Below are 24,719 nucleotides of genomic sequence, written 5' to 3'. Positions count from 1 at the left end.
CAGAGAAGGGATTCACACCGCCTTCCCTGCACAACAACCCTATTTAATTCATTATTCAATGGTTACCTTGGTAAGCGTACAACCCGTGCCTTGCACAATGAAAGCATATCCCCAATCTATGAGAGTGGTCAGTTTGGTTGCCAAATCATCATCCACAGGAATAGTTATCACTCCATTGTCGGGCACCAATTCCGCGCCACCGGACAAAGCTCCCCAATGACCGTCGAACCACTTTACCTTATTGTCCGCTTCATACACATCGAAATAAAGCCTCAACGTCATACCGGCTTCCAAACCGCCATCTACAAACATGGTATTGGGTCTCATTTCATGGTTCACCTTCCAATTTGCCATATCAAGGCTACCTTTCCATACGGTGGTTTCAAGGGAAATCTTGTACCAGACGGATACCCTGTTGACAATACATCCTTTGCCCTGGATGACAAAACCGGTATCGCTCCATCCATCATTCGTATTCATAATCTCATCATACAAATCCTGGGTAACATCCAATTCTATCATCTTGCATTCTCACTCATTCCCTCCAGCACAGTGTACTGTCCCCAATTGGCATTATTGACTTGAATCTGAGTATCTCCATATATCTTGACATAGAAACGAAGTTTGGCACCCGGAGCAAAACCTGCATCCGTCAAATCTTTCTTATAAAGGCGGAATGCACCTCCATCACCTTCACCTGCCCAATTACCAAGGTCACGCATCTCGTCCATCACCACGTTTTCTATTTCCGTGGCCGGAATGAAATCAATAAAGTAGTCTATGGATCCATTGGAAGAAACCAGTGTCACCTTGCTGCCTTTGCCTGCCATCTGCGGAACGTTAACCAGCAAATCGGCATTGGCAGTAAGGATATACTGTACATCTTTATCATTCACCTTCACGCCTTGCAGTTTGTCGGCATTCTCTACTTTCAAAGAAAGCACTTCACCGCCCTTCAGCTCCTCATCGGCACCCGGAAGCACCGGAATGTAACAGAATTCGGGAGCGTTGATGGTCAGTTCTCCGGTTTCCACCGTCTCGCCATTAGCCATCACCAATGTCAATACACCGGACTCACTTCCCGTGGTAGGCATCTCTACCGTCAGTTCTGTAGCAGAAGCCGGAGTCACTTCCACTTCGGCACCACCCGTATAGATGACCTTTGCCACCAAATCGAGGTTCTTGCCTTTAATGGTCACATCGCTGCCCAAAGAGACCGCATCACTGGCAAAGCCCATAAACTCCGGCTTCTGTGTGACAATAGCCACCGGCACGGATGTACCGCTTGCCGTGTTCAGCAACAATTCGCCACTGATGGCGGCAGCAGGCATTTCCACCTTCACTTCCGTAGCATTCTTTGAAACGGGTTCCACAGCCTCGGCGACACCGGGGAAAGTAACCGTAGTCACCAGCTCCATGTTGACACCTGTCAACGTAATGATGTCACCGCCGCGCAGTTCCTCGGCAGGGGTAGCCACCACTTTTTCGGGCAGGGCCATGCCGATAGTGGCAATAGCCACCTCCACGCCCGAAGCCGGAATCATTACCACCGCACCGTCCGAAGCATTATCGGGGAGCGTGAAAGTAAGCGTTTCGCCAGCTTCTGCCGTATTGGCATACACAAATTCCACTTCATCGCCGTTAGGCATCTTTACGACAGTTGCCAAATCAAGGTTGGTTCCTTTCACCACAATCTCGTCTCCCGGCTTCTTGGCAGAAAGGTCAAGAGGAGCTTCCACAGAAGGCAGGATTACATCCAGCTCATCATCAGAATAAATCCAGTTGGGTATCTCCGCACCATCGGAAATGATGATTTTTCCACTCTGTGCCTCGAAGGGAACAACAAGTTTAATCTGCTTACGGCTCTGAGAAACAAAATCCTCTTGAAGCACTACTACATTGTCTGCAAAAATAACCTCCTTTATCAGGTTAAGATACTCACCGTCAATGGCAAGTTCCGTTCCCGGTTTAACGGAAGCCGGCGTAACCTTGTCCAGGCCGATAGGTTCCGTATAAGTAAGCTTGGTTTTGGTGACAATCGCGCCATTCGCCGTTTTCAGTGTCACCAGTCCGGGTTCTGCCGTCTGCGGCACCGTGATGCGAATCTCGTTCGCGCTTATCACTTCAATGTCCGAAATCACATCGCAACCGGGAATCTCCACTCCGGTCACCTTGTCCAGACCGGAGCCCAAAAAGCGGAGCACGCCGCCGCGGGCCACAGGACTCGGGCCGAACACATTGAGATTAACACCACCCTTGTATTGGTTGGTATCCACGTCATCCTCACTGAGGCATGCCGTAAGCAACACGCTTCCAAGAAGCATGAGGCACATCGTCCAGAGTGCCGAAAGTCTATATGTCTTGTTCATATCAGAATACATTTTAAGGGTTATTCAATGGGGACCACACGGATGTTATCCACCATGATGCGCGGTGTGCACTCCGTTCCGGCAAGCCCGCCATGCCAAACAAAGAATGTCAGTCCTGTAAACATTGTCTTGTCCAAAGGCACGTCACAAGGCTTTCCTTCGTGTGTCTTGTTGAAGTCGGACAAATTGAGAGAAGCAGTCACCCACTTGCCACCCGTATTATAGGTACCGGTAGCAGCCCAAGGTATCCACAAGCCACGCGGCAATTTGGTGTCCGAAAAATAAGCATTGCTACCGGTAGCACTAGTGACATGTTGGTCGCCTGTAAACATAATCTGCAGGGCAGCCGAACTCCACGGGCTTTCAGCCGGTACACATACCTCGAACTTAATCTGCAATTTTTTTACCCCGTATTCCTCCAGCATTGCCGCAAAAGCGGGACGGGAAGAGAGAGCCGGATGCTCACCGCCATCGGGCCAGTAGTTGAAGCTCAACGGGTCTTCAGCCCAAGTAGCTCCTACCTCGCCGGATATGGTGGTAGCGTCCTTTCCAAAGCAGATATATGCACCGTCAAGGCTCTGCTCATCTTCTTCCATCTTGATTTTACTTCCGTCGCGCCAGCCAAGGCCTATCGTATGTCCGCCATGAGAACCGTCCCAATCGAACAATATATTGCGGGTGTCATAATAGCGGAATTTGGAACGGCCCACACCATAAATGGACTTCACGTTAATATAGCCTTCGGGAGCATCGTCCGGCAGAATGAAACTAACAGCCGTCTTGGTGATATCGGTTATCTCAGTCACTTCCACATTGCCTGCCATCGTGATGGTAAGGGGCTTATTGGGGTCATCGATAAAATAGTCGCCATAGAGAGTGACCTCACTACCCGGCTTGGCAAACTCACAAGACATGGAGTTCACCTTCGGGGCAGGTACCAATACCTTGAAGTCATAGTCCACCGTATCTTTGGAACGGGTTATCATGTACAGCTTATCCGTCACCTTGGCGGGAATATCTCCAGGAACATCCACATACACGGTATGGTCGGTCATATAGCTTGTATTAAGTATCGCTTTCTGGTCGTTGAAATAAATCTCGCAAATGCTTCGCAGATTCTCGCCCACCAATACCACCGTGTTCGACATATAGGCACCGGTCAGCAAAGAGTCGGCTTCGGCGGCAAGCGGAGTACGCACATATTTCAGTACCGGCAAGCCTCCTGCCACTTCATATTTGTCAGGCTCATCCTCGCAAGCAGTCGCTGCGAATGAGGCAGCTACCGTGACAGCTGCCATCAGCCAGTTGATATATTTATTCTTTCTCATCGTTGTATGCTTTAAAATTAGTAACTAAATTCGCTGCGCACGTCCACATGTACGGGAGCCTCCATCAAATTAGGATTGAACACCACATCCTGAGTAGGGAAAGGAAGCGTAAAGCTTGCCGCAGTCACGTTGGGAATCGGAGTGTCGGTGTCGTACTTTTGATCATCCGTCATCGTGTACTTCCCTGTTTCATAAAACTCTTTATACAAAGCATTCAGGTTGTAATAAGGATTACGCTTCTGTGACTTCAGCTCATTGATGGCACGCTCCATATCATAATATGAAAGGCGTACAAAGTCGAACCAACGGTCGCCCTCCATGGCAAGTTCCAGGCGGCGTTCTTTCCAAATGTCCTCCCAAGTGATAGATTCCGGACGCGTAGTTCCCGGAATGGCACGTGACTGGACAGCATAGAAAGCATCAATAGCACTGGCATCGGTAGTAGAAGAGGCTGTTCCCATCTTGGCCTCGGCATATATCAGATAGATATCAGCCAGACGGAGGATATGCGTGCTCAGTTGATAAGCCATGTTCTGCGCACTGACACCGGTGGCAAGTTCGTGGTCGTAGTTATTACCATAAAGGTGCTTCACACAGTTGGCACCTGTAGCCGACTGCAACTCACCCGGCGAACCTTTGGCGTAATCCTTGTCGTAAAGGAATTTCAGATAATTGAATCCACCACGGTCTTGCCAGAAATAATCGTAGGTGAATCCGGGCAGCATCATAGTAGCCTTGAGACGTGTGTCAGGAATCTGTATAATCTGCTCCGGCGCATTGTTTTTAAGCAAATCCACACCAAAAGCCAGCTGCAAGTCAACCGACAAACCGGAATATCCGCCCCAGCAATCGCCCTGGTCACTGAATCCGGCAATGGCAAGGTCGCTCTGCAATGTGTTCTGCTGTGTCCACGGGTCACGTCCGGCAGACCAGTGCCAAGAAAGTAAAGCTTCTTGGTTCAGATTGTTCTGCATGCGGAATATATCCGAGTAGTTCTTCATGAGCTGGCGTCCGGAGTTGTCAATCACATCCTTGGCATATTGGGCGGCTTTTGCCAAATCATCGGCGTTGCGAGTGCCGCTAATGCCCGAGCGGGTCAGATAAACTTTCGCCAACAAACCTTTGGCACTATACTGGTCAATGCGCCCATCCTTTCCACGTTCAGGCAAAAGTTCAATTGCCTTTTCCAACGTCATGATGATGTACTCATACACATCGGCAGCCTCTACCTTGAACTTACTGTTATAATTCCCGCCTGTCAGTTCTGCGGTATTGTCGTGCACAATGGGCACTGCGCCAAACGAACGCACCAGATAGAAATAGGCCATGGCCTTCCAAGTGAGGCACTCACCCATGCACTGGTTCTTCACAGCTTGGCTGGCATTGGCGCTTTTCAAACGGTTGTACACCGTATTGGCATGACCGTTTACTGCCCACAAGGCATAGGACATGTTCACCAGTGACTCGTCCGTACCGTTCACAGAAAAGTTCAAGTACTTCTCTCCACCCATATAATAGTTGCCCGAAAGCACTTCGGCCACTTTGATAAATCCGCGTTGATAGTCATACCAAGGAGAGTTGTACAGATAGTTCACACCCTGGATGCACTGTTCGTCATTCTGATAAAAGTTAGCTTCATTGTAACCATCTTCTTGCGGACGGTCAAGGAAATCCTCGCAGGAGACGGTTCCCAAACCCAGAACTGCCGCAACAGCCATATATTTCAAATCTTTTATTTTCATATTCATTCTGTATTCAGGTTAATTAAAATGACACATTCAGATTGAAAGAATAAACCGTAGGCGATGGATAACGTCCGAAGTCCAATCCATATACGTTCTCGCTTGCCGTGCTTGCACCGATTTCCGGATCATAGCCATCGTAACCGGTAATTGTCAGCAAGTTCTGCACATTGGCAGAAAGGCGCAAACTTTCCAGACCGATTTTCTTAATCATCTTTTTTGGGAAAGTATAGCCCAACGTAATGTTCTTCAGACGGATGTAAGAACCATCTTCCACATAACGGTCGCTTATAGCATCATTGTCATTAGGATCATTGCGCGTAGGACGCGGAATGCTGGCATTGGGATTTGTGACATATACGTTGGTCACATCATCATACCAATGTCCACCATCGGCATACACCTTGTCAGGATTGATGGGTGCCAGGTTAGCGTGTCCCATTACTGAGGTGGGAGTATTTACCCATACATTGTTCATTGCAGACAACTTCATATCAAGATAATTGAACACCTTATTGCCGTAACTTCCGTTGATGAACACACTCAGGTCAAAATTCTTGTAACGGAAAGTATTGGTCCAACCAAACGTGAACTTAGGCAGCGGAGAACCGATATTGGTCTTATCAAAGTCATTGATAACGCCATCTCCGTTCAAGTCTTTATACTTGATATCGCCCACCCATACGGTATTGGTACGGTTGAATACGCCATCGGCAGGATACTTGGCTGGTTTGGCAGAAGTCTGCAAATCGTGCAAATCCTTATAAACTCCATCGGTGACATATCCGTAGAAGCTGAACAAAGACTCGCCTACATTGGTCATACTCACCACATCACTCCACTGGCCATATCCCACGATGGCTGCACTGGCTGTATTTTGCAAGGATCTCAGTTTGTTCTTATTAAAAGAAATCTGGAAATCAGAATCCCATTGGAAAGTGCCGATGAGCGGATGTGTGTTCAACGAGATTTCTAGACCGGTATTTTCGATGCTTCCGTAGTTACCGTAAGGAGCCGCCAAAGCAGAAGAGCCATTGCCCGAAGTACCCATGTAAGAAGGAAGCTGTAACTTCATCAGCATGTCATTGGAAATTTTCTTATACCAGTCTACAACCAGACCGATACGGTCGTTGAAGAAGCCCAAATCCAGACCGACATTCCACTGCTCCTGGCTTTCCCATTGGATAGCGGTATTAGGTATCTGTGCCGGGCGATAACCCATACCCAGTCCGGACGGCATGCGCGACATAGGAGAGCCCCATTTGTAACCACCAATATTGGCGTTACCGGTCTGTCCCCATCCTATACGCAACTTACCGTTGTTGATGACGTTCTTCAACGGCTCAAAGAACTTCTCGTTGGAGAAACGCCAAGAGAGCGCAAATGAATGGAACCCTGCCCAACGGTTAGAAGGGCCGAAATTGGACGAACCGTCATAACGATAGGTATATGTACCCAAATAACGATCGGCATAATTATAAGTCAAGCGGGTAAAGAAAGAGGCCTGAGAAGCACTGCCGAAGCCGGAGTTGATGACTGGTGTACCGGTGCCCAGTGCCGGATTGTGCACTGCATCCGAAGGAAGGCCCGTACGGAAAATGCTGGTATAATCATAATTCGATTCCCAACATTCCTGGCCCATCATGGCGGTGTAATGATGGTTATCACCGATATTTCCACTATAGGTTACATAATTTTTCAGCTGCCAAAAGGTGTTGCTGTTTTTCTGGATACCGCTTTCGTTGGTCATGCGCTGCCATCCTCCCAAATCTACCATCGGTTTGTATCGGTCGGACTTGGAGGCACCAATGTCATAGCCTAGTTCGGCATGCCATATCAAGTTCTTGATGGGAGTCACCTCAAAGAAGATATTTCCCGAAAGGCGTTGCCGCTTCAGCAGGATGTCGTCCATCATGGCAAGGGCAATGGGATTCGGGTTCGTCCATCCTTCGCGTACCACAGTGGCATAACTGCCATCCACATTATATATAGGAATATCAGGCAAAGTCTGCAAAGAATAGTAAATCAAGCCTTGTTCACTGTCGGCAAGCTTCAGACTTTCATCGGTAGCGGCATAAGAGGCACTCAATCCCAGCTTCAACCATTTCTTGAGCTGCGCATCCAGATTCACACGGAAGCTGTAGCGGTTGAAGTCCGAACCGATAATAGTACCTTCCTGGTCCATATAGGAAGCGGAAGCATAATACTGCACTTTATCCGTTCCGCCTTGTGCCGATACCTGATGCTGGTGTTGCAAGGCTGTCTGGAAGATGGCATCTTGCCAGTTTGTACCATGTCCCAGCAGCGACGGGTCGGAATAAAGGTTACTGGGGTCGGCAATTTCGCCTATCTCTGCCATCTCGTTGTAGAATTCGGCATATTCACGCAAGTTCATCATGTCGATGCGCTTGGTCTGCCGTTGCATGGCCACCATGCCGTCGTAAGTAAACTTCGCTTCTCCGCTCTTACCGCGCTTGGTCGTGATGAGCACCACACCATTGGCTCCTTGTGCACCATAGATAGCGGTGGCAGAAGCATCCTTCAGGATTTCCATGGAGACGATGTCCTGCGGGTTGATGGTAGAAAGAGGGGACACGGTTGACACGGAACCGTTTCCAAGCGCATCGCCCAAACCGTAGTCGGCACCTCGCTGTCCTTGGCTCTGCACAATCACCCCGTCAATCACATAAAGCGGTTCGGCATTAGAGTTGATAGTAGCCTGGCCGCGCACGCGGATAGAGGACGATGAACCCGGCGCTCCACTGGTCTGCACCGCAGTCACACCAGCAGCACGTCCTTGCAGCGACTGGTCAAGATTCGTAATGATAGAGCCTTTGATTTTGTCTTCGCCCATAGATACCGAAGAACCGGAAAGGTCGCTCTTCTTCATCGTACCATAACCAACGACAACAACTTCGTCCAGCATCTCGCTGTCTTCCTTCAGCGTAACATTCAGCTTCGTCTGGTTTGTTATCTTTATTTCCTGGCTGACATAGCCGATGAAAGAGACTACGATAGTAGCTCCCGGCTTTACGTTCAATGTGAAATTACCATTGATGTCGGTAATCATACCGTTCGAGGTACCTTTTTCCAATACGTTGGCACCGATAATCGGTCCCATCGCATCGCTGACGGTACCCGTAATTTTTTTTGTTTGCTGCACTGCCTCAACGGTATCCGTTGATGATACTGCAAAGAGTTGAGGTGTATAACCCAGACTGAATACCGAGCATATCCCTGCAAGCAGCGCCGTTTTTCTAAAATTCAAATTCATACTGTATTTCTTAGATTTAATACAAACACAAAACCTCCCAAAAGAAGATTTTTTTAGTTAACAATAATGAGACTAAGTCAAGAAGCCCTGATATGGCATCAAGGTCTTGACACTTAGACTTGCTTCCAAACTATTCATGTCTTCATAGTATCGTTTTCTTTTTTTCCCATAGGCACATTTTTTTCTTAAATTATTAATGGTTAAATCATATTGTTTCTTCCCGAAAGGGTCATTTCTTCAGTTCGTCCCGTACCATTCTTCCCCATTCCTTCATGTCTGCATCTTTCCAGTTTCCCTCGGAAGAAGCCGACGGATAGAACATGGAGCAAGTCTCATCCTTGTCAGACAAAGACCAGGCCACCCAGCTGATGGAATGCCGCTGCATCCAGTCCAGCCAATTTCCCCACTCTTCTTTACTGATGGGGCCGTCCCCGCTTGCCTCCATACCGGCACATTCGGAAACGAAAATCGGCAAGCCCTTGCCCAGAGCATAGTCGGCGCGGTCGCGCAGCCACTGTCCGTGGGTATTGGCATAAAAGTGAAGTGTATACATTATATTGTCATATCCGGTAATAGGATCGTCTGCTGCCAAATGGATGTCCTGGTCCCAATGCGGACAACCGACGAGGATAACGGCATCCGGCTCTATGGCACGAATCGTCTTGATAACCTCCACAGAGTATGCCTTCACCTGCTCCCAACTGTCTTCCACCGGTTCGTTGAAAACCTCATAGATGACATTAGGAACCCCTTTGTAACGGGTAGCCATTTGGGTGAAGAATTCCTTTGCTTCTTCCTGCCGCAGATTGTGGCTATGCCAGTCGATGATGACGTAAACGCCGTTCTCGATAGCGGCATCCACCACCTTCGTAACACACTCGATACCGAACTCGGGCTTGTTCACATAGCAGGCGCTATCCAAATCCACCCCCATAGAGGCCCGAAGCACTTGTGCGCCCCAGTCATTGACCAGATAAGCAACCGAAGAGGCATTGTAGAAACGGGGCCAGAACTGATGCCAGCCATAGCTGACACCGTGCAATACCACCGTGTCGCCTTCGGCATTCATCAGCTGCGTACCATTGACCACCAATGCCGGCAGCGTTTCCTCTATATTTTCATTCTTCGACGGGTTTGCTCCACAACCAATGGTCATACCCAGGCAACAAACCGCCAACATAACTTTCCATATGCTTTTCATATCATACTTAGTATTTAGAGTTATACATCTTTCTTAATAACAGTACAAACGCCTTTGTACACGCTTACATTCTAATTTTCAGGCAGGGATTACACGAAAAGGACAGGTTTAATCTTGCAACTTCCGGTTTTCCGCTTTAATTATTTCAACAGTGCTGTCTGTGGCAAAGACAGAGTTCAGTCCTTGTTGTTCTTGAGCCGGGTCACCGGTATAGTCATCCCCCTTTTCCCAGAATACATGACCGGGCGTTTGTCCGGCAAAACCGCCCCATGCCCAGAAGTTGCATCCGGCAAAGAGTCCGCCGCTCTCACGGTCCTGGCGGATAAGGTCGAATACATAACGGTAATATTCATCGCGGGCAGTGGTCGGTGCCTCTTTGGAGAAGCTGAAGCCGTCACGGGGAAAACCGAACTCCTCCAGTACAATCGGCTTGCTGTACTTCCGGGCAATGACCATGTGGTCATCTATATACTTCTTAGTATTTTCCTTGGCACGCGGAAGAAGTTCCGTCAGGCTGTCCGCTTTCACCCAACTCCAGTTGTAAGGCCAGATGTGGATATTCAGATAATTGATGTTGGGGTCGGCATGAATCTTCTCGAAAAGACTCATATCCATTTCGCATCCCCACGAGCCCTCGCTGCCGGAAGACACCATGTGATGAGGGTCGAGCGACTTGATTTGTGCAGCCACATCGGCCATCCAGCGGGCAAACGGCTCCTTGTTCTCGTCGGAGAAAGCGCGAGGCTCGTTCCCAATCTGCCAGGACATAATAGTGGGGTCGTCCACATACCTTATCTGATTATACCTATTAGTTCGCGAGACAATATAGTTGACATGATTGGCGAACAAGGCCTTCGCGCTGTCTGATTGGGGGAACTGCTTGACGTACTCCATATAGGCGGGCCATCCGTCTACGGCAGGTACCACGGCATCACCGTGTCCGGACCATTGCAGGTAAACGGAATAGCCACCGCTCCATTCCCAGGAATTGTTCAAATAGAGGACAGCCGTCATATCACGTTCACGCAGTTCATTCATAAAATAATCCAATCCGGCTAAAATAGTATCATTATAGACGCCCGGTGCCACTTGCAAAGAAGGCTCTACCCGTGTCTTTATGCCATTTTCACCGTCGGCACCCACCAATACGCGCAGGTTGTTGATGCCAATACTTTTCAGGAAGTCCAACTCCTTATGTAGCCGTTCACGATTGCCGCCTTCGCCTTCGGAACCAAGAATGGCACCGTACCAGAAATTGGCACCTACAAAATAATAGGGTTTCCCGTCGCGAACGAACTGTCCATCAGCATTGACCTTAATAAACGAATGCTCCGCAGGCCTAGGGGCACATGCTCCTAAAAGGAATAAAAGTACTGTCAGTAAAAGGAATTGTTTCTTCATATTATCAGTATTTAAGCGATACACAAAGATACGCAGCCAACTCTATAAAAGATGATACTATATTATCAAATCATCGGCCTCTCCCTAGGGAGTGTGTCAGAATTCACCACAGATTACACAGATTTGCACAGACAAGCATCACTGATTATCAGCAGACTAAGTTTTTTTTGTGTCAATCCGTGTAATCTGTGGTGAGTTGTCTCCGTATCCAGCCCAGCCATTCATCCCACTGTTCCTGATACCAATAATGCCCGGTTTCCAGATAAGGATGCAATTCCTTCGGAGAAGTAATCACATTGTAGGCTGCATACATGGAAGTGGGAGGACAGACCTCATCGTTATACCCCCAACTGAACCAGCCGGGCACATTCAGCAGGCGGGCAAAGTTTGCCGTATCATAATAACGCACCGTTTCGAGCTGCTTTTCATCGGGAGCGCCGTAATAATAGAAATAATGGGGCCAGCCGCAAGCACGCTTCTTGAAGAACGCTTCGTGGTCGCACAGGGCAGGATGAACAGCCGCCAGGAAAGTAACGCGTGAATCAAGAGCCGCCGTAATCACAGACAAGGCACCGCCCTGGCTGGAGCCCGTAACGCCCAGCGCTTTCCCGTTGTACTGCGGCAGCGAACAGATAAAATCCACAGCACGCAAAGCGCCTACCACCACACGGTTATAGTAAGAAGCATCCCGGTTGTCGCGACCGAACGTCCAGTAATTGCTCAGCGCCCCACCTGCCAGCGCATCATATACAGACTGCTGCATCGTGACGGGAATGCCGTGGATACCCACTTCCAATGTAATCACTTTCCCCGGAGCCGTATACGTATCTCCCGCATAAGGGCGGACACCCGCACCGGGCACACGCAGCAGAGCCGGATACTTCCCTTCTTTCTTGGGAATGCTGAGGATACCGTAGAAACGTCCTCCCCAGGGTTTGGTCTGGAAGCTGACGTGATATACATTATCCGTTTCCGTGCAACGTTCGGGAAGCAAGGTCATCGTAGGGTTCAACGGGGTCTTGCGTGCCTCGGCCAAGGTGTTTGCCCAATAAGATTGGAAATCGGCAGGAAGCGTCGTCACGGGTTGCAGCTGCTCGGGAGCATAGGCCGATGTGGCAAGTCCTTCGTAAGTACGCCCATCCACATGCGCCTTGACCTTGCAACGCAAGAAGCCTGCAGTCTTCATCGTGCCTTGCAGCTTCAGGGTGCCGTCTTTCAGCACCACGTCTTTCTTTACTTCAGCGGGATACATTTCGGGGCCCAGTTCATAGTCAATCTTGACACCGGGCAAGAGGTTCTGTGCCTTCAGCACCCGGACGGTAAACGTACATTTCTCATTCAGACGATACACCCAATCGTCGTGGTCGGGCGAAACGACTACCCGGATTTCATTGCCGCGTATCTGCGCCGTCACAGCACATACGTACAGCAGGCATAAGAATAAGGAAAAAATTCTTTTCATAATATCAGATATTAGTATTAATCATCGGTGCAAAAATAGGCACTTTCAGTCAAGGGTACTGATACTTTCTTATCATATCACAATCTTCTTTTTCCGATAATTTTCGCGGAATTCCTTCGGCGAGCATCCTTTCTTCCGCTTGAACATACGGTTGAAATTGGACAGATTGTTGAAACCGCAGTCATAGCACACCTCTGCAATGGTGCGTGTGGAGTCTACCAACATACGCGTGGCAAAGCCCAGACGGATATCGATAATGTATTCGGAAAGCGTCTTGCCGGTGCGCAGACGGAAGAAGCGGCTGAAAGAGACCGGGGTCATACCCACCATATCGGCCAATGCAGAGAGCCGGATATCCTCCTGATAGTGGGTGGAGATGTATTTCTGCACCTTCTGTACCCGGCGGCTGTCCGAGAACGTCTCTATCTTGGCAAACGAAGAGCTGGACAGCACCCGGGCATTGTCATAGAGGGAAAGTTCGTAAAGGATGCGCAGGAAGTTCATCACGGCATAGAAGCCCTGCTCCTCGGAGGCCAGCTTATCCAGCCAGTTGTATACCTTCATGATGGCCTGCATGGGGAAACTAAGCCCGCACTGTGCACGCTCCAGCATCCGGCGGATACTGTCGAACTGGTTCTTGTTGATGACACTCCCGAAGAACAAGTCGGGAGAGAACTGGATGGTAATCTCCCGGATATCTCCGGAAGCACATTCATGTTGTTCCCATACGTGCTCCAACTCCTTGCCGGTTATCAGCACCAGGTCGTAATCGCCGATAATTTCGGCAGAATCGCCTACTACACGGCGGACGCCGGAAGCATGTTCCGTGAAGTTCAGCTCATATTCTGCGTGACAATGGATGGGGTAGGTAAATTCTGTTTTGTGACGGTCGGCAATATAGAAACAGTCACGTTCCGACAGAGGGGTTATCTCCCTCATGATATAGTTCTGGTTTTCCATAGGCATTGGTTAAAAAAGTATCATGCCACAAATATACTCATTCTTTTTAATCTCACAATAGTAGAATTTGTTACATTTAGGGGTAAGAATTGTTATATGTTCCTGTTTCAGACAATAACTCTCTATACTTAGTATTCATAAGCCCTATACCTATCCCCTTTAAGTATAGGACTGAATACTCATAACACCCGGATGTTTTCACCCAAAACATCCCCATGTATTACCCCAAAACATCCGGATGTTTTGGGGTAATACATCCGGGTGTTTTAGGAGACTACATGGGGATGTTCTCTACTCTCAGTCCCATACTTAAAGGGGATAGATATAGGACTTGCGAAGACTAAGTATAGGGTTCCTCGGGATTACTACTTCTGCAACTTCAAGACGCAGGAAGTTTCCGGCAGATTTTCCGAAACGACCGTCAGCGTGGCTTCTCCCGCTTCGCCGGTACTTTGCAGCAATACCTGCGCAAGTCCGTTGAATGCCTTTACCCGATAGGCGCGGGCATCGGCGTCGACCGGACGTTCCGTAGCCTGATAGGCGGGGTCTCCATTCCCCACCCCAAGGATGCGTACCGGACCGGAGACGGTTATTGTCAAGTCGCTGCAGGCAGTGGGGACAAAACGTTTCTTCTTGTCCTGCAACTCAATGCGGCACACTGCCACATCCCGGCGGTCTGCCCGGATGACGGGACGGTCTGCCGTCAGGGAGATACGGGCAGCGCCACCGGTAGTCTCCACAGTACGGGCCAATATTTTTCTGCCGTTCTTATAGCCTACAGCCTTCACTGCACCGGGCTGGTAAACGGCTTTCCAGGAAAGATGGCCGTTTCGGGGCATCGGTTTGCGCTCCAGCTTCTTGCCGTTCACGGTCAGTTCCACCTCATCGCAGTTGCTGTATACCCAGATGTCGATGCTGTCACCTTCGTGGCCTTGCAGGTTCCAGTGAGGAAGGATGTGCAGCACCGGTTCGTCCGTCCACCAGGACTTCAGATACCAAGCTTCGTCCTTGGGGAAACCGCAGTAGTCCAGAATGCCGAATTGTGAGCCCGTAGCCGGGAACTTCATGGGGTTGGGTTCGCCGCGGTAGTCGAAACCCGTCCAATAGAAAAGGCCTGCCAGGTAGGGGCGTTCGTCATAGAACTTCCAGCCGCGCTCGATGCAGTTCAGCAGGCTGTCCGACCCGTTCGGCTTGCGGTTGTGCGCCACCATGTGTCCTTTGTCGTGGGCATCGAAGTAGATGCGCGTGTGCCGCAGCCCGTAGTCTCTTCCGAACCGAGCGCACGGCGGTCGGGATAATCCTTGCGGTGCTGCTCCACTGGATTCTGAAGGATGTAGTTATAACCGGCCACGTCTGCGGGAATCAAGATGGCAGGGCCACTGCTCGAAGCAACGGTCATCGGGCGCGTAGGGTCGAAACGGTGGCAATATTCGCGCATCGTGGCAGCAATGCGTGTACCGCTTTCTTTCCACTCGATGCCCCACTCCTCGTTGCCTACGCTCCAAAGGATGATGCACGGATGGTTGCGGTCGCGGTCTATCATGCGTTTCAGCAGGCGGGTATGTTCCTGGTTGACACCCGTCAGACGGTTCTCCTCTATCACAAGGATGCCGAGGCTGTCGCAGGCATCGAGCATTTCGGGAGTCATCGGGTTATGGCTGGAGCGGTAGGCATTGCAGCCGAACTTCTTCAGTTCCTTCAACCTGTACACCTGCAAAGCGTCGGGAATGCCGACACCTACTCCGGGGTGGTCTTGGTGCATGTTCACACCTTTCAGCTTCAGAGGCCGCCCGTTCAGGAGGAAGCCCTTGTCGGCATCGAAGCGGATGTCGCGGATACCCGTAGTAGTGGTATAAGCATCCACCAACTTGCCATGCTGATAGACTTCCGTAAACAGTGTATATAAATAAGGTGTATCCACACTCCAAAGATGAGGTTTGTCCAGCGCTATTTCACCGACGGTGAGCTGGCGGTCTTTCGGCAGTACCGGCTTACCGGCCGTTTCACAGCGTGCCACTTCCTTACCGTCGGCATCCCGGAGGATGTGGCAGAGGCGGTAGTCCTCCGTTTGCAGACCGGAGTTTTCAACAGTGGTCTCTATCGTCAGCTTGGCCTTGTCAAAAGGTGCGGCCAGCGTGCTGTGCACAAAGGTTCCGAAAGGAGCCACGTGCAACGGCGCCGTCTTGTTCAGCCACACATGGCGGTAGATGCCCGCACCCTCGTAAAACCAGCCCTCCTCGAGCGTGGCATCCGCACGGACACAGATTAGATTCTCTTCTCCGTAATTCAAGTATTCCGTAATGTCATACACCTGCGTGGCATAGCCGCTCGGTTCGTGCCCCAGGTAGAAACCGTTTATCCAGATACGGGCATCACGGAAGATACCGTCGAACTGGAGATAAAGATGTTTGCCGAGGTCCTCTTGCGGAACAGTGATACTTTTCCGGTACCATCCCACAGAGTTTTCGGGGAATTTATAGCCGACGGCTTTATAGCCATGGCTGTGGCTCGCCTCTCTGGCGTATGGCAAATCAACCACCCAGTCGTGCGGGAGGTCCACCGTCTTCCAGGCCACTCCCCACTTCTCCGGATTGAACTTGGGGGAGTAAGGTCCCTCGTTATGGATAGAGGCCGCCTTGGTCAGATAGTTGAAGTACTCCGTTCCGCAACCGAAATCTTTCTCCGGTGAGGAAGCATTGCCCAGGGCAAACTGCCAGCCGTCATCCAGCAAAATACGTTCGCGGACGGATTGGGCAGAAAGAGAAAAGGTAATTCCAAGAAGGTACAGAAATGCGAATAAGTGTTTCATATCGGTTAATCATAAAATGTGTTTACAAAGATAGAACAGAAAAGACTCGTACAGTGATACTTTTGTATCTTTTTCCGGTACTTCATGTTTCCGAAGGGAAAAAACACGCCGGGCAAACAAGGGTGATAGGAGAAAAGTTTTTAAATTTGAAGCGTGCTCCAAGGAAGCAACCGGACGGCACAACTACCGAAGAATGTATCAAACTAAAAACAAGAAACAATATGCAAGACAAAAGATTCGGATATTTCGATGACGACAACCGCGAATACGTCATTACCGACCCCAAGACACCCTGGCCATGGATTAACTACCTGGGCAATGAAGATTTCTTCTCGCTCATCTCCAATACCGCCGGAGGCTATTCCTTCTACAAGGACGCCAAGTTCCGCCGCATCACCCGCTACCGCTACAACAGCGTACCGATGGACAACGGGGGACGCTACTTCTACATCAACGAAGGCGGCAACGTATGGTCGCCCACCTGGAAGCCCTGCAAGACCGCACTCGACAGCTACGAATGCCGCCACGGCATGAGCTACACCCGCATCACCGGAGCCAAAGACGGCATCGAAGCCAGCCTGCTCTTCTTCGTCCCACTGAAGACCTGGGGAGAGGTGCAGAAGCTGACCCTGCGGAACACTTCTGCCAAAGCGAGAAAACTCAAACTGTTCTCCTTTGCCGAATGGTGCTTGTGGAATGCCGCTACGGACATGGAGAACTTCCAGCGTAACTTCTCCACGGGAGAGGTGGAAGTGGACGGCTCCGTCATCTACCACAAGACGGAATACAAGGAACGCCGCAACCACTACGCCTTCTACAGTGTCAATACACCCGTAGACGGTTTCGATACCGACCGCGAAACATTCGTGGGACTCTACAACGAGTTTGCCGACCCGGAACGAGTAGTCGAAGGAAAGCCGGGCAACAGCATTGCCCACGGCTGGAGTCCCATCGCCTCGCACTATCTGGAAGTAGAACTGCAACCCGGCGAAAGCCGCGACTTCATCTTCCTACTGGGCTATGTGGAAAACAAGCAGGAGGAGAAGTTTGAGGAGAATGAAGAATTAAGAATGAAGAATGAAGAATTCAGGCAGAGTGTGCCTTCTTCACCTATTATAAATAAGGTAAAGGCTAAGGCGATGATTTCGGCCTTCGACACTACCGCCAAGGTAGATGCCGCCTTTGCCGAACTGAAAGCCTACTGGGACCGCCTGCTGGACATCTACGTCGTGAAGACCGGTGAAGAAAAGCTGGACCGCATGGTGAACATCTGGAACCAGTATCAGTGTATGATTACCTTCAACATGTCCCGTTCCGCCTCTTTCTTCGAGAGCGGCATCGGTCGTGGAATGGGTTTCCGCGACTCCAACCAGGACCTCGTGGGCTTCGTGCATCAGATACCGGAACGAGCCCGCGAGAGAATCATCGACATAGCCTCTACCCAATTCTCCGACGGTGGATGCTACCACCAATACCAGCCGCTGACCAAACGCGGCAACAACGACATCGGCGGCGGCTTCAACGACGACCCCATGTGGCTTATCTTCGGTACGGTGGCATACATCAAGGAATCGGGAGACTTCAGTATCCTGGATGAGCCCGTCCCCTTCGACAACAAGGAAGGTTCGGAAGTGTCTCTGTTCGAACACCTGCGCGTCTCCTTCAACCACGTCATCGAGAACCTCGGCCCCCACATGCTGCCCCTTATCGGCCGTGCCGACTGGAACGACTGCCTGAACCTGAACTGCTTCTCCTGGGACCCGAACGAATCCTTCCAGACCACGGAAAACCAGACGGAAGGCAGCCAGGCAGAATCACTGATGATTGCCGGCTTGTTCGTTGTGTGCGGACGCGACTATGTGGAACTGTGCCGCCGCTTGGGCAAAGACGACGAAGCGAACAGAGCGCAAACCTACATAGACAACATGGTGGAAGCCGTAAAGAAACATGGCTGGGACGGAGACTGGTACCTGCGTGCCTACGATTACTTCGGCCACAAGGTAGGTTCCAAAGAGAACGAAGAAGGACAAATCTTCATCGAATCGCAAGGCTGGTGCACCATGGCAGGCATCGGACTGAAAGAAGGCATGGTAGAGAAAGCACTGGACGCCGTAAAGGAACGTCTAGACTGCGAGCACGGTATTGTACTCAACAATCCGCCCTTCACCCGCTACGTTGTGGAGTATGGAGAAATCTCCACCTATCCCGCCGGCTACAAGGAGAATGCGGGTATCTTCTGCCACAACAACCCGTGGGTCATCATCGGAGAAACCGTACTGGGACGGGGCGACCGCTCCTGGGAGTATTTCCGCAAGATATGTCCGTCGTACACCGAAGAGCACAGTGCCCTGCATAAAGTAGAACCTTACGTATGCTGCCAGATGGTGGCCGGTAAGGACGCCGCCCGCCCCGGCGAAGGCAAGAACAGCTGGCTGACAGGAACGGCTGCCTGGATGTGGTATGCCATCACGCAATTTATACTCGGCATCAAGCCTTCGTATGAAGGTCTGGAAATCAATCCTTGTATCCCGTCAGACTGGAAAGGCTTCAGCGTGAAGCGCAAGTTCCGCGGGGCGGAATATCATATTACCGTGAAGAATCCCGATGGCGTGTGCAAAGGCATCAAGTCCGTCACGGTAGACGGCAAGCCGGTAGAAGGCAATGTAGTGAAGCATCTGCCGGGCACGCATACAGTAGAAGTAACAATGGGATGATAATCCATCATATTATTTTTTAGACACGGATTATATTTTCATCAGTTATAGTCAAACAGAAATGATTTGCGAAGAAAAAGAGGTGAAATAGAGAGTAACTTAATTCCCCTCCTCCGAGGAGGAGAATTAAGTTACTCCGTTTTTTTCGCAAATCATTTCTGTTCTACTATAATTAAAAAATCCGCGTCATCTGCGTCATCCGCGTCTAAAAAACAAAGTGTACATAATCAAAATAAAATTACCATGATAAACCCTATTTATTCCCCCTCGCCCGAGCGCTACAACAACGGCATGAAATTCCGCCGTTGCGGGCAAAGCGGCATCTTGCTGCCTGAAATATCGCTCGGATTGTGGCACAACTTCGGCGACGTGAACACATTTGCCAATTCCCAGGCCATGGCGCACTATGCCTTCGACCGTGGAATCACGCATTTCGACCTCGCCAACAATTACGGTCCTTCCTACGGTTCCGCCGAAGAGACTTTCGGAATGATTATGAAGAAATCCTTCATGCCCTATCGGGACGAACTATTCATCTCCACCAAGGCCGGACACGACATGTGGCCCGGCCCCTACGGAGAGTGGGGTTCACGCAAGTACCTGATGGGCAGCCTCAACCAAAGTCTGAAACGGATGAACCTGGAGTATGTGGACATCTTCTACTCCCACCGCTACGACCCGGATACTCCGCTTGAAGAGACCCTGCAGGCACTGGTGGATATCGTACGGCAAGGCAAAGCACTCTATGTAGGAATCTCCAAATATCCCAAAGAGGCAGCCGAGTTTGCCTATAAATACCTGGAAGAACGGGATGTGCACTGCCTGCTCTATCAAGGCAGATACAATCTCTTCAACCGCGAACCGGAAGAAGAAGGTATCCTGCAGCAAGCCAAAGGGAACGGGACCGGCTTCATCGCCTTCTCCCCGCTGGCGCAGGGCCTGCTGACCAACCGCTACCTGAACGGTATTCCCGAAGATTCGCGCATGGCAAAGGGAGCTTTCCTGAAGAAAGAGGCACTGACCGACGAGACGCTGCGGAAAATCAAGGCCCTCGATGAAGTGGCTGGCACGCGCGGGCAAACCCTTGCCGAGATGTCACTTGCCTGGTTGTTGAAGGACGACCTGGTGACAAGCGTCATCATCGGAGCAAGCTCCGTTGCCCAACTGTCAGACAACCTGAAAGCGACTGAAAATACAGACTTCTCTGCCGAGGAACTGGAGAAGATTAAGAAAATCATTCAAAAATAAACCAACATGAAAAGCCTCCTTATTCAAACCTTTTGTTTGTTATTCCTTTGCTTGGGCACAGTCCGTGCACAGCAATATCAACTCGCATCACCCAACGGAAAACTATCCGTTACGGTAGATGCCGGAGAAGCCCTCACCTGGCAGATTGCACACGACGGAACCACAGTGCTGCAACCCTCTGCCATAGCCCTGCAAGGCAGAGATGAAAAATCAGCCAAGAAAGAAATAACTTTCGGCAAGAATGTAAAAGTAATCCGCGCGGAGCGCAAGTCCGTGGAGTCCTCCTTCCCCACTCCCCTCTACAAAAAGGCAAGTGTGGAGGATGTCTACAACCAGCTGACACTGAAATGCCGCGGAGGCTACAGCGTACAGTTCCGCGCATACGATGACGGTGCTGCCTACCGCTTCATTTCCGAACAGAACAAGCCGTTTATCGTCCTCAACGAAACTGCGGACTTCAATTTCGACAAGGATTACCAAGCATTTGTACCTTACATAAACGACAACCGCAACGGTGAGCGCTATTGCTTCTCCTTCGAGTCTTACTACGACGAAGCCCCGTTGTCCCAAATGTACACCGACTCGCTCTCCATCACCCCACTGATGGTTTGCCTGGACGGAGGAAAGAAAGCCGTTATCATGGAAGCCGGATTGGAAAACTATCCCGGCATGTTCCTCACTGTAAATCCCCGGACACGCCAAGGAGTGCAGGCAGCATTTGCCCCCTATCCGCTGGAAGAAATAATCGGCGGACACAACCGGCTGAACCTGATACCGACCAAGCGTGCAGACTACATCGCCCGTTGTGCCAAGCAGGAGCTCCCCTGGCGTGTGGTGCTCGTCACCGAAAAGGACACGCAGCTTGCCGACAATGACATGGCACAGCGCCTTGCCCCCGCCTGCCGCATCAAAGACATTTCCTGGATTAAACCCGGCAAAGTGGCTTGGGACTGGTGGAACACTTGCAACCTGACCGGCGTGGACTTCAAAGCCGGCATGAACACCCCGACTTATAAGGCATTCATCGACTTTGCCGCCGACAACAACCTGGAATATATCATCATCGATGACGGCTGGAGCGGAAACGAATCTTTATTGAAAGACCTGAATCCGGATATCGACTTAAAGGAACTCGTCGCCTATGGCAACCGGAAGGGTGTCGGCATCATTCTTTGGGCAAGCTGGCGAAACGCTGCCAAAGATACGGAAGCCGCATTCAGTCACTATGCACAAATGGGTATCAAGGGCTTCAAGATAGACTTCTTCGACCGTGACGACCAGCCACTGGTACAGTCCGTAGAACGCATTGTAGCCTGCGCCGCCGAGCACCGCCTGGTATTGGACCTGCATGGACTCAAGCCATACGGTATACAGCGCACCTATCCCAACGTCCTGAACTTTGAAGGTGTAAAGGGACTGGAGAACGCCAAATGGGAACCGATAGTGAACGGTAGCCCGCTCCACAACTTCCCACGCTATGACGTGACTGCTCCCTACCTGCGTATGCTTGTCGGTCCGATGGACTACACACCGGGAGCCACGATGAACGCAACCCGCGAAACCTTCCGTGCCGTCAACGACCATCCGATGAGCCAGGGTACGCGCGTCCACCAGATGGCGATGTACACCCTCTTCGAAGCCCCGCTGCAAATGCTTGCCGACAGCCCCAGCAAATACAGGAAGGAGCAGGAATGCACGGACTTCATTGCCAAAGTGCCTACCGTTTTCGACGAGACCGTGGCACTGGACGGTGAAGTAGGCGAATACCTTACACTGGCACGCCGCAAGGGAGACGTCTGGTACATCGCCTCCATGACCGACTGGACACCACGCGACTGTACCATCGACCTCTCCTTCCTTGGAGAAGGAAGTTACGAAGCCGAAATCTTTTCCGACGGCATCAATGCCGACCGGGAAGCAACCGACTACAAGAAAGAAGTACGCACCGTGACCTCGGGGGACAAGCTGAACATACACATGGCACCCGGAGGAGGATGGACAGCACGGATATGGAAAAGACGATGAGGGTGTCCCAAAGCCTTCTTAGCACTTTCTTTTAGGCGCGGATTACGCGGATTTCACGGATTTATTTTACTGAATCCGCGTTATTCCGCGTAATCCGCGCCTTCTATATTATAGTAGAACAGAAATGATTTGCGAAGAAAAGCGTTCATGTGTTTTTGGCACCTCCTCTTATCACTTTTAACATACCTCTACGTGAACCTTTTATATCCTATATTGTTTTTTCTCACAAAAGCCTAAGGTACCATAGGGCAGGAATTTATATTAAACCTAAACAATTATAAAAGTATGAAGAAATTTATTCCCCTATTATTAGCGGTCTTTGCAGTGACGCTTGCATCTTGCGAAAAAGACCCTGACATGGATAAGCTGGACAATAATTATCTGGTTTATACCAACTATGACAAGAAGGCGGATTTCAAAACCTTCGGAACTTATTACTTGCCGGACAGCATTCTGGTTATCGGTGATAAGGAAAACGCCGAATACTGGAAAGATGAGAATGCCCAGGAAATTCTCAGTGCTTACGTTACTAACATGAACAGCCGCGGCTACACCCGTGTGGATGACCGGGATGAAGCCGACCTTGGCTTGCAGGTAAGCTATGTCAGAAGTACCTATTACTTCACCGACTACGGACGTCCCGAATGGTGGTGGAACTATCCAGGCTACTGGGATGCTCCTTACTGGGGCAACTGGGGCGGATGGTATTATCCCTATGCCGTGAACTATTCCTACAGCACCGGTTCCTTTATCAGCGAATTGTTGAATCTGGATGCGCCGCAAGGCAGAGCGAAAAACTGCCTGTCCTGTGGACCAGCTATATGAGCGGCTTGCTGAGTGGTTCTACTTCTGTCAACACCAAACTTGCCGTGCAAGGTGTGAACCAAGCTTTCACTCAATCAACTTACCTGACTAACAAGTAGTGACAAGCTACGAGCTATAAGTGACAAATGACGGGTTACCCAATAGTAAGGTAACAAGAATAATACGGCAGCATCCTTTCCGGACTGGGAAGTTGCCATTGAACCAAAAAACAAGAACAAAGTATGAAAACAATAAAATATCTTTCCTTGAGAGTATTTGCGGTTGCCGCTCTTGCTCTCGTCTTCGCCCTACCGACGAAGGCACAGATGACCGATAACGGTTATGCCAATATCGACTGGCAGTATAACTTTCCTCTCAGCAACAACTTCGCCGACAAATCAAGCGGCTGGGGTATGAATTTTGAAGGTGGTTACTTCCTGACAGATAATTTTGCATTGGGAGCTTTCTTGAACTACCATAGCAACCATGAGTATTTCGGTCGCCAGACACTTCCCGTAGGCGAAGGCGGCAGTCTGAATACCGACCAGCAGCACACTGCATTCCAGTTGCCTTTCGGTCTGGCCTCCCGCTATGTATGGAACCGTGGAGGTGCATTCCAGCCGTATGCCGGTGTAAAACTGGGTGCTGAATATGCACAGTTGAAGTCAACTTTCAACGTATTCGAAGCCAACAAAGACACATGGGGTTTCTATGTATCTCCTGAAATTGGTTTCAATGTGTATCCTTGGGCTTATGGACCGGGCTTGCATTTCGCAGCCTATTACAGCTACGGTACGAACAAAGGTGACCTCTTTACGTACAGCGTAGACGGTTTGAGCAATTTCGGTCTGCGCGTAGGTATTGCGTTCTGATAAGACACACACTTAAAGCTTAACAGATAGAATTTAATTGTTTCAAAATTGAAGAAGAAAGGAGCCTTTCCTGCGTGAGCAAGGGGAGGCTCTTTTTAATAAAGAAGTATATTACCTTGGAGGAATCTCCGAATGTATTCCCGCTTCAAAATCTGCAATAATACGATGCAGCGCTTCAATCAAGTACGGAAGGTCTTCTTTCACCACATTAAAGATTTCCTCCGGGTCTACCATACAATATTCATGTGAAATGAAATTACGCATGTCGAATACACTACGCCAAGGAATTTCGGGATAACAAGGGCAGAGAATCCTTCCACCCGTCATATCATCTATCTGCTTAAGCATCTCACCTACCATTTGAATGCGCAAGGTCGTTGCATCAAATAAATCCATTGCTTCCGGAGAAACCAGGAACTGACGGAATTCCTTTATATCCTCCGTACGCTTTACCGCTTGTTCAGCTTTCATCGTAAGAAACCGGAGACGTTCCAGCAAACCCATATCAAA

At 50.1% G+C, this 24,719-nt stretch carries 14 protein-coding genes and 2 pseudogenes; 5 read left to right on the top strand and 11 right to left on the bottom strand.

The annotated features are described in order from the left end of the window. Positions 1-51: 51 nt before the first annotated feature. The 10 genes and pseudogenes from JCM16496_RS22170 to galA all read right to left on the bottom strand — a co-directional run bounded on the left by JCM16496_RS22170 (position 52) and on the right by galA (position 16,546). A complete protein-coding gene (locus tag JCM16496_RS22170; protein ID WP_128809691.1) occupies positions 52-522 on the bottom strand; it encodes a hypothetical protein in 471 nt (156 codons plus the stop codon). After that, on the bottom strand, positions 519-2,369 hold the full coding sequence (locus JCM16496_RS16930; RefSeq protein ID WP_128809690.1) for a hypothetical protein: 1,851 nt from the start codon (positions 2,367-2,369) through the stop codon (positions 519-521). Before JCM16496_RS16930 ends, JCM16496_RS22170 begins: the two co-directional genes overlap by 4 nt. 20 nt (positions 2,370-2,389) lie before the next feature. Next, complete coding sequence (locus JCM16496_RS16925; protein WP_025835750.1) at positions 2,390-3,697, bottom strand: glycan-binding surface protein; 1,308 nt, start codon at positions 3,695-3,697, stop codon at positions 2,390-2,392. Between the two features lie 17 nt (positions 3,698-3,714). Then, positions 3,715-5,439 carry a RagB/SusD family nutrient uptake outer membrane protein gene (locus tag JCM16496_RS16920; protein ID WP_025835748.1) on the bottom strand — a complete coding sequence of 575 codons (1,725 nt, stop codon included), beginning with the start codon at positions 5,437-5,439 and terminating at the stop codon, positions 3,715-3,717. A gap of 22 nt (positions 5,440-5,461) precedes the next feature. After that, a complete protein-coding gene (locus JCM16496_RS16915) occupies positions 5,462-8,713 on the bottom strand; it encodes a SusC/RagA family TonB-linked outer membrane protein (RefSeq protein WP_025835747.1) in 3,252 nt (1,083 codons plus the stop codon). Positions 8,714-8,942: 229 nt separating this feature from the next. Then, complete coding sequence (locus tag JCM16496_RS16910; RefSeq protein WP_025835746.1) at positions 8,943-9,914, bottom strand: glycoside hydrolase family 5 protein; 972 nt, start codon at positions 9,912-9,914, stop codon at positions 8,943-8,945. A gap of 108 nt (positions 9,915-10,022) precedes the next feature. Beyond that, complete coding sequence (locus JCM16496_RS16905; protein ID WP_025835744.1) at positions 10,023-11,315, bottom strand: glycoside hydrolase 5 family protein; 1,293 nt, start codon at positions 11,313-11,315, stop codon at positions 10,023-10,025. Positions 11,316-11,487: 172 nt separating this feature from the next. Continuing rightward, positions 11,488-12,777, bottom strand: a complete 1,290-nt coding sequence (locus JCM16496_RS16900) for an acetylxylan esterase (RefSeq protein ID WP_025835743.1) — start codon at positions 12,775-12,777, stop codon at positions 11,488-11,490. A gap of 72 nt (positions 12,778-12,849) precedes the next feature. Then, positions 12,850-13,737 carry a helix-turn-helix domain-containing protein gene (locus JCM16496_RS16895; RefSeq protein ID WP_025835741.1) on the bottom strand — a complete coding sequence of 296 codons (888 nt, stop codon included), beginning with the start codon at positions 13,735-13,737 and terminating at the stop codon, positions 12,850-12,852. A 365-nt stretch (positions 13,738-14,102) separates the two neighbouring features. Beyond that, positions 14,103-16,546 (bottom strand): annotated as a pseudogene (gene galA, locus JCM16496_RS16890) (beta-galactosidase GalA). A gap of 221 nt (positions 16,547-16,767) precedes the next feature. Here galA and JCM16496_RS16885 point away from each other — a divergent pair. The 5 genes and pseudogenes from JCM16496_RS16885 (at position 16,768) to JCM16496_RS16865 (ending at position 24,209) form a co-directional block, all read left to right on the top strand. Further along, positions 16,768-19,260 carry a glycoside hydrolase family 94 protein gene (locus JCM16496_RS16885; RefSeq protein ID WP_025835739.1) on the top strand — a complete coding sequence of 831 codons (2,493 nt, stop codon included), beginning with the start codon at positions 16,768-16,770 and terminating at the stop codon, positions 19,258-19,260. A gap of 243 nt (positions 19,261-19,503) precedes the next feature. After that, entirely contained in the window at positions 19,504-20,508 is a 1,005-nt protein-coding gene (locus tag JCM16496_RS16880; RefSeq protein ID WP_025835737.1) for an aldo/keto reductase, read from the top strand. A 6-nt stretch (positions 20,509-20,514) separates the two neighbouring features. Next, the gene (locus tag JCM16496_RS16875; protein ID WP_025835735.1) at positions 20,515-22,533 is read left to right on the top strand and encodes a retaining alpha-galactosidase; all 2,019 of its coding nucleotides are present in this window, start codon (positions 20,515-20,517) and stop codon (positions 22,531-22,533) included. A gap of 285 nt (positions 22,534-22,818) precedes the next feature. Next, positions 22,819-23,456, top strand: a pseudogene (locus JCM16496_RS16870) (DUF4136 domain-containing protein). 123 nt (positions 23,457-23,579) lie between these two features. Further along, positions 23,580-24,209 (top strand): outer membrane beta-barrel protein, encoded by a 630-nt coding sequence (locus tag JCM16496_RS16865; RefSeq protein WP_005834794.1) that lies wholly within the window; start codon positions 23,580-23,582, stop codon positions 24,207-24,209. 111 nt (positions 24,210-24,320) lie between these two features. On the opposite strand, the gene JCM16496_RS16860 is transcribed toward JCM16496_RS16865, so the two are convergent. Then, on the bottom strand, positions 24,321-24,719 hold a 399-nt coding region (locus JCM16496_RS16860; RefSeq protein WP_025835731.1), incomplete at its 5' end, for a HepT-like ribonuclease domain-containing protein.

This window comes from Bacteroides rodentium JCM 16496 (assembly GCF_000614125.1).
In the GTDB taxonomy this organism is placed as follows: Bacteria; Bacteroidota; Bacteroidia; order Bacteroidales; family Bacteroidaceae; genus Bacteroides; species Bacteroides rodentium.
This window is presented reverse-complemented; position numbering and strand designations above follow the sequence as displayed.

What these genes read in the sequence shown, in the direction of transcription:
- JCM16496_RS22170 (WP_128809691.1), bottom strand. Translation starts at nt 522, where the DNA reads ATGATAGAATTGGATGTTACCCAGGATTTGTATGATGAGATTATGAAT.
- JCM16496_RS16930 (WP_128809690.1), bottom strand. Translation starts at nt 2,369, where the DNA reads ATGAACAAGACATATAGACTTTCGGCACTCTGGACGATGTGCCTCATG.
- JCM16496_RS16925 (WP_025835750.1), bottom strand. Translation starts at nt 3,697, where the DNA reads ATGAGAAAGAATAAATATATCAACTGGCTGATGGCAGCTGTCACGGTA.
- JCM16496_RS16920 (WP_025835748.1), bottom strand. Translation starts at nt 5,439, where the DNA reads ATGAAAATAAAAGATTTGAAATATATGGCTGTTGCGGCAGTTCTGGGT.
- JCM16496_RS16915 (WP_025835747.1), bottom strand. Translation starts at nt 8,713, where the DNA reads ATGAATTTGAATTTTAGAAAAACGGCGCTGCTTGCAGGGATATGCTCG.
- JCM16496_RS16910 (WP_025835746.1), bottom strand. Translation starts at nt 9,914, where the DNA reads ATGAAAAGCATATGGAAAGTTATGTTGGCGGTTTGTTGCCTGGGTATG.
- JCM16496_RS16905 (WP_025835744.1), bottom strand. Translation starts at nt 11,315, where the DNA reads ATGAAGAAACAATTCCTTTTACTGACAGTACTTTTATTCCTTTTAGGA.
- JCM16496_RS16900 (WP_025835743.1), bottom strand. Translation starts at nt 12,777, where the DNA reads ATGAAAAGAATTTTTTCCTTATTCTTATGCCTGCTGTACGTATGTGCT.
- JCM16496_RS16895 (WP_025835741.1), bottom strand. Translation starts at nt 13,737, where the DNA reads ATGGAAAACCAGAACTATATCATGAGGGAGATAACCCCTCTGTCGGAA.
- JCM16496_RS16885 (WP_025835739.1), top strand. Translation starts at nt 16,768, where the DNA reads ATGCAAGACAAAAGATTCGGATATTTCGATGACGACAACCGCGAATAC.
- JCM16496_RS16880 (WP_025835737.1), top strand. Translation starts at nt 19,504, where the DNA reads ATGATAAACCCTATTTATTCCCCCTCGCCCGAGCGCTACAACAACGGC.
- JCM16496_RS16875 (WP_025835735.1), top strand. Translation starts at nt 20,515, where the DNA reads ATGAAAAGCCTCCTTATTCAAACCTTTTGTTTGTTATTCCTTTGCTTG.
- JCM16496_RS16865 (WP_005834794.1), top strand. Translation starts at nt 23,580, where the DNA reads ATGAAAACAATAAAATATCTTTCCTTGAGAGTATTTGCGGTTGCCGCT.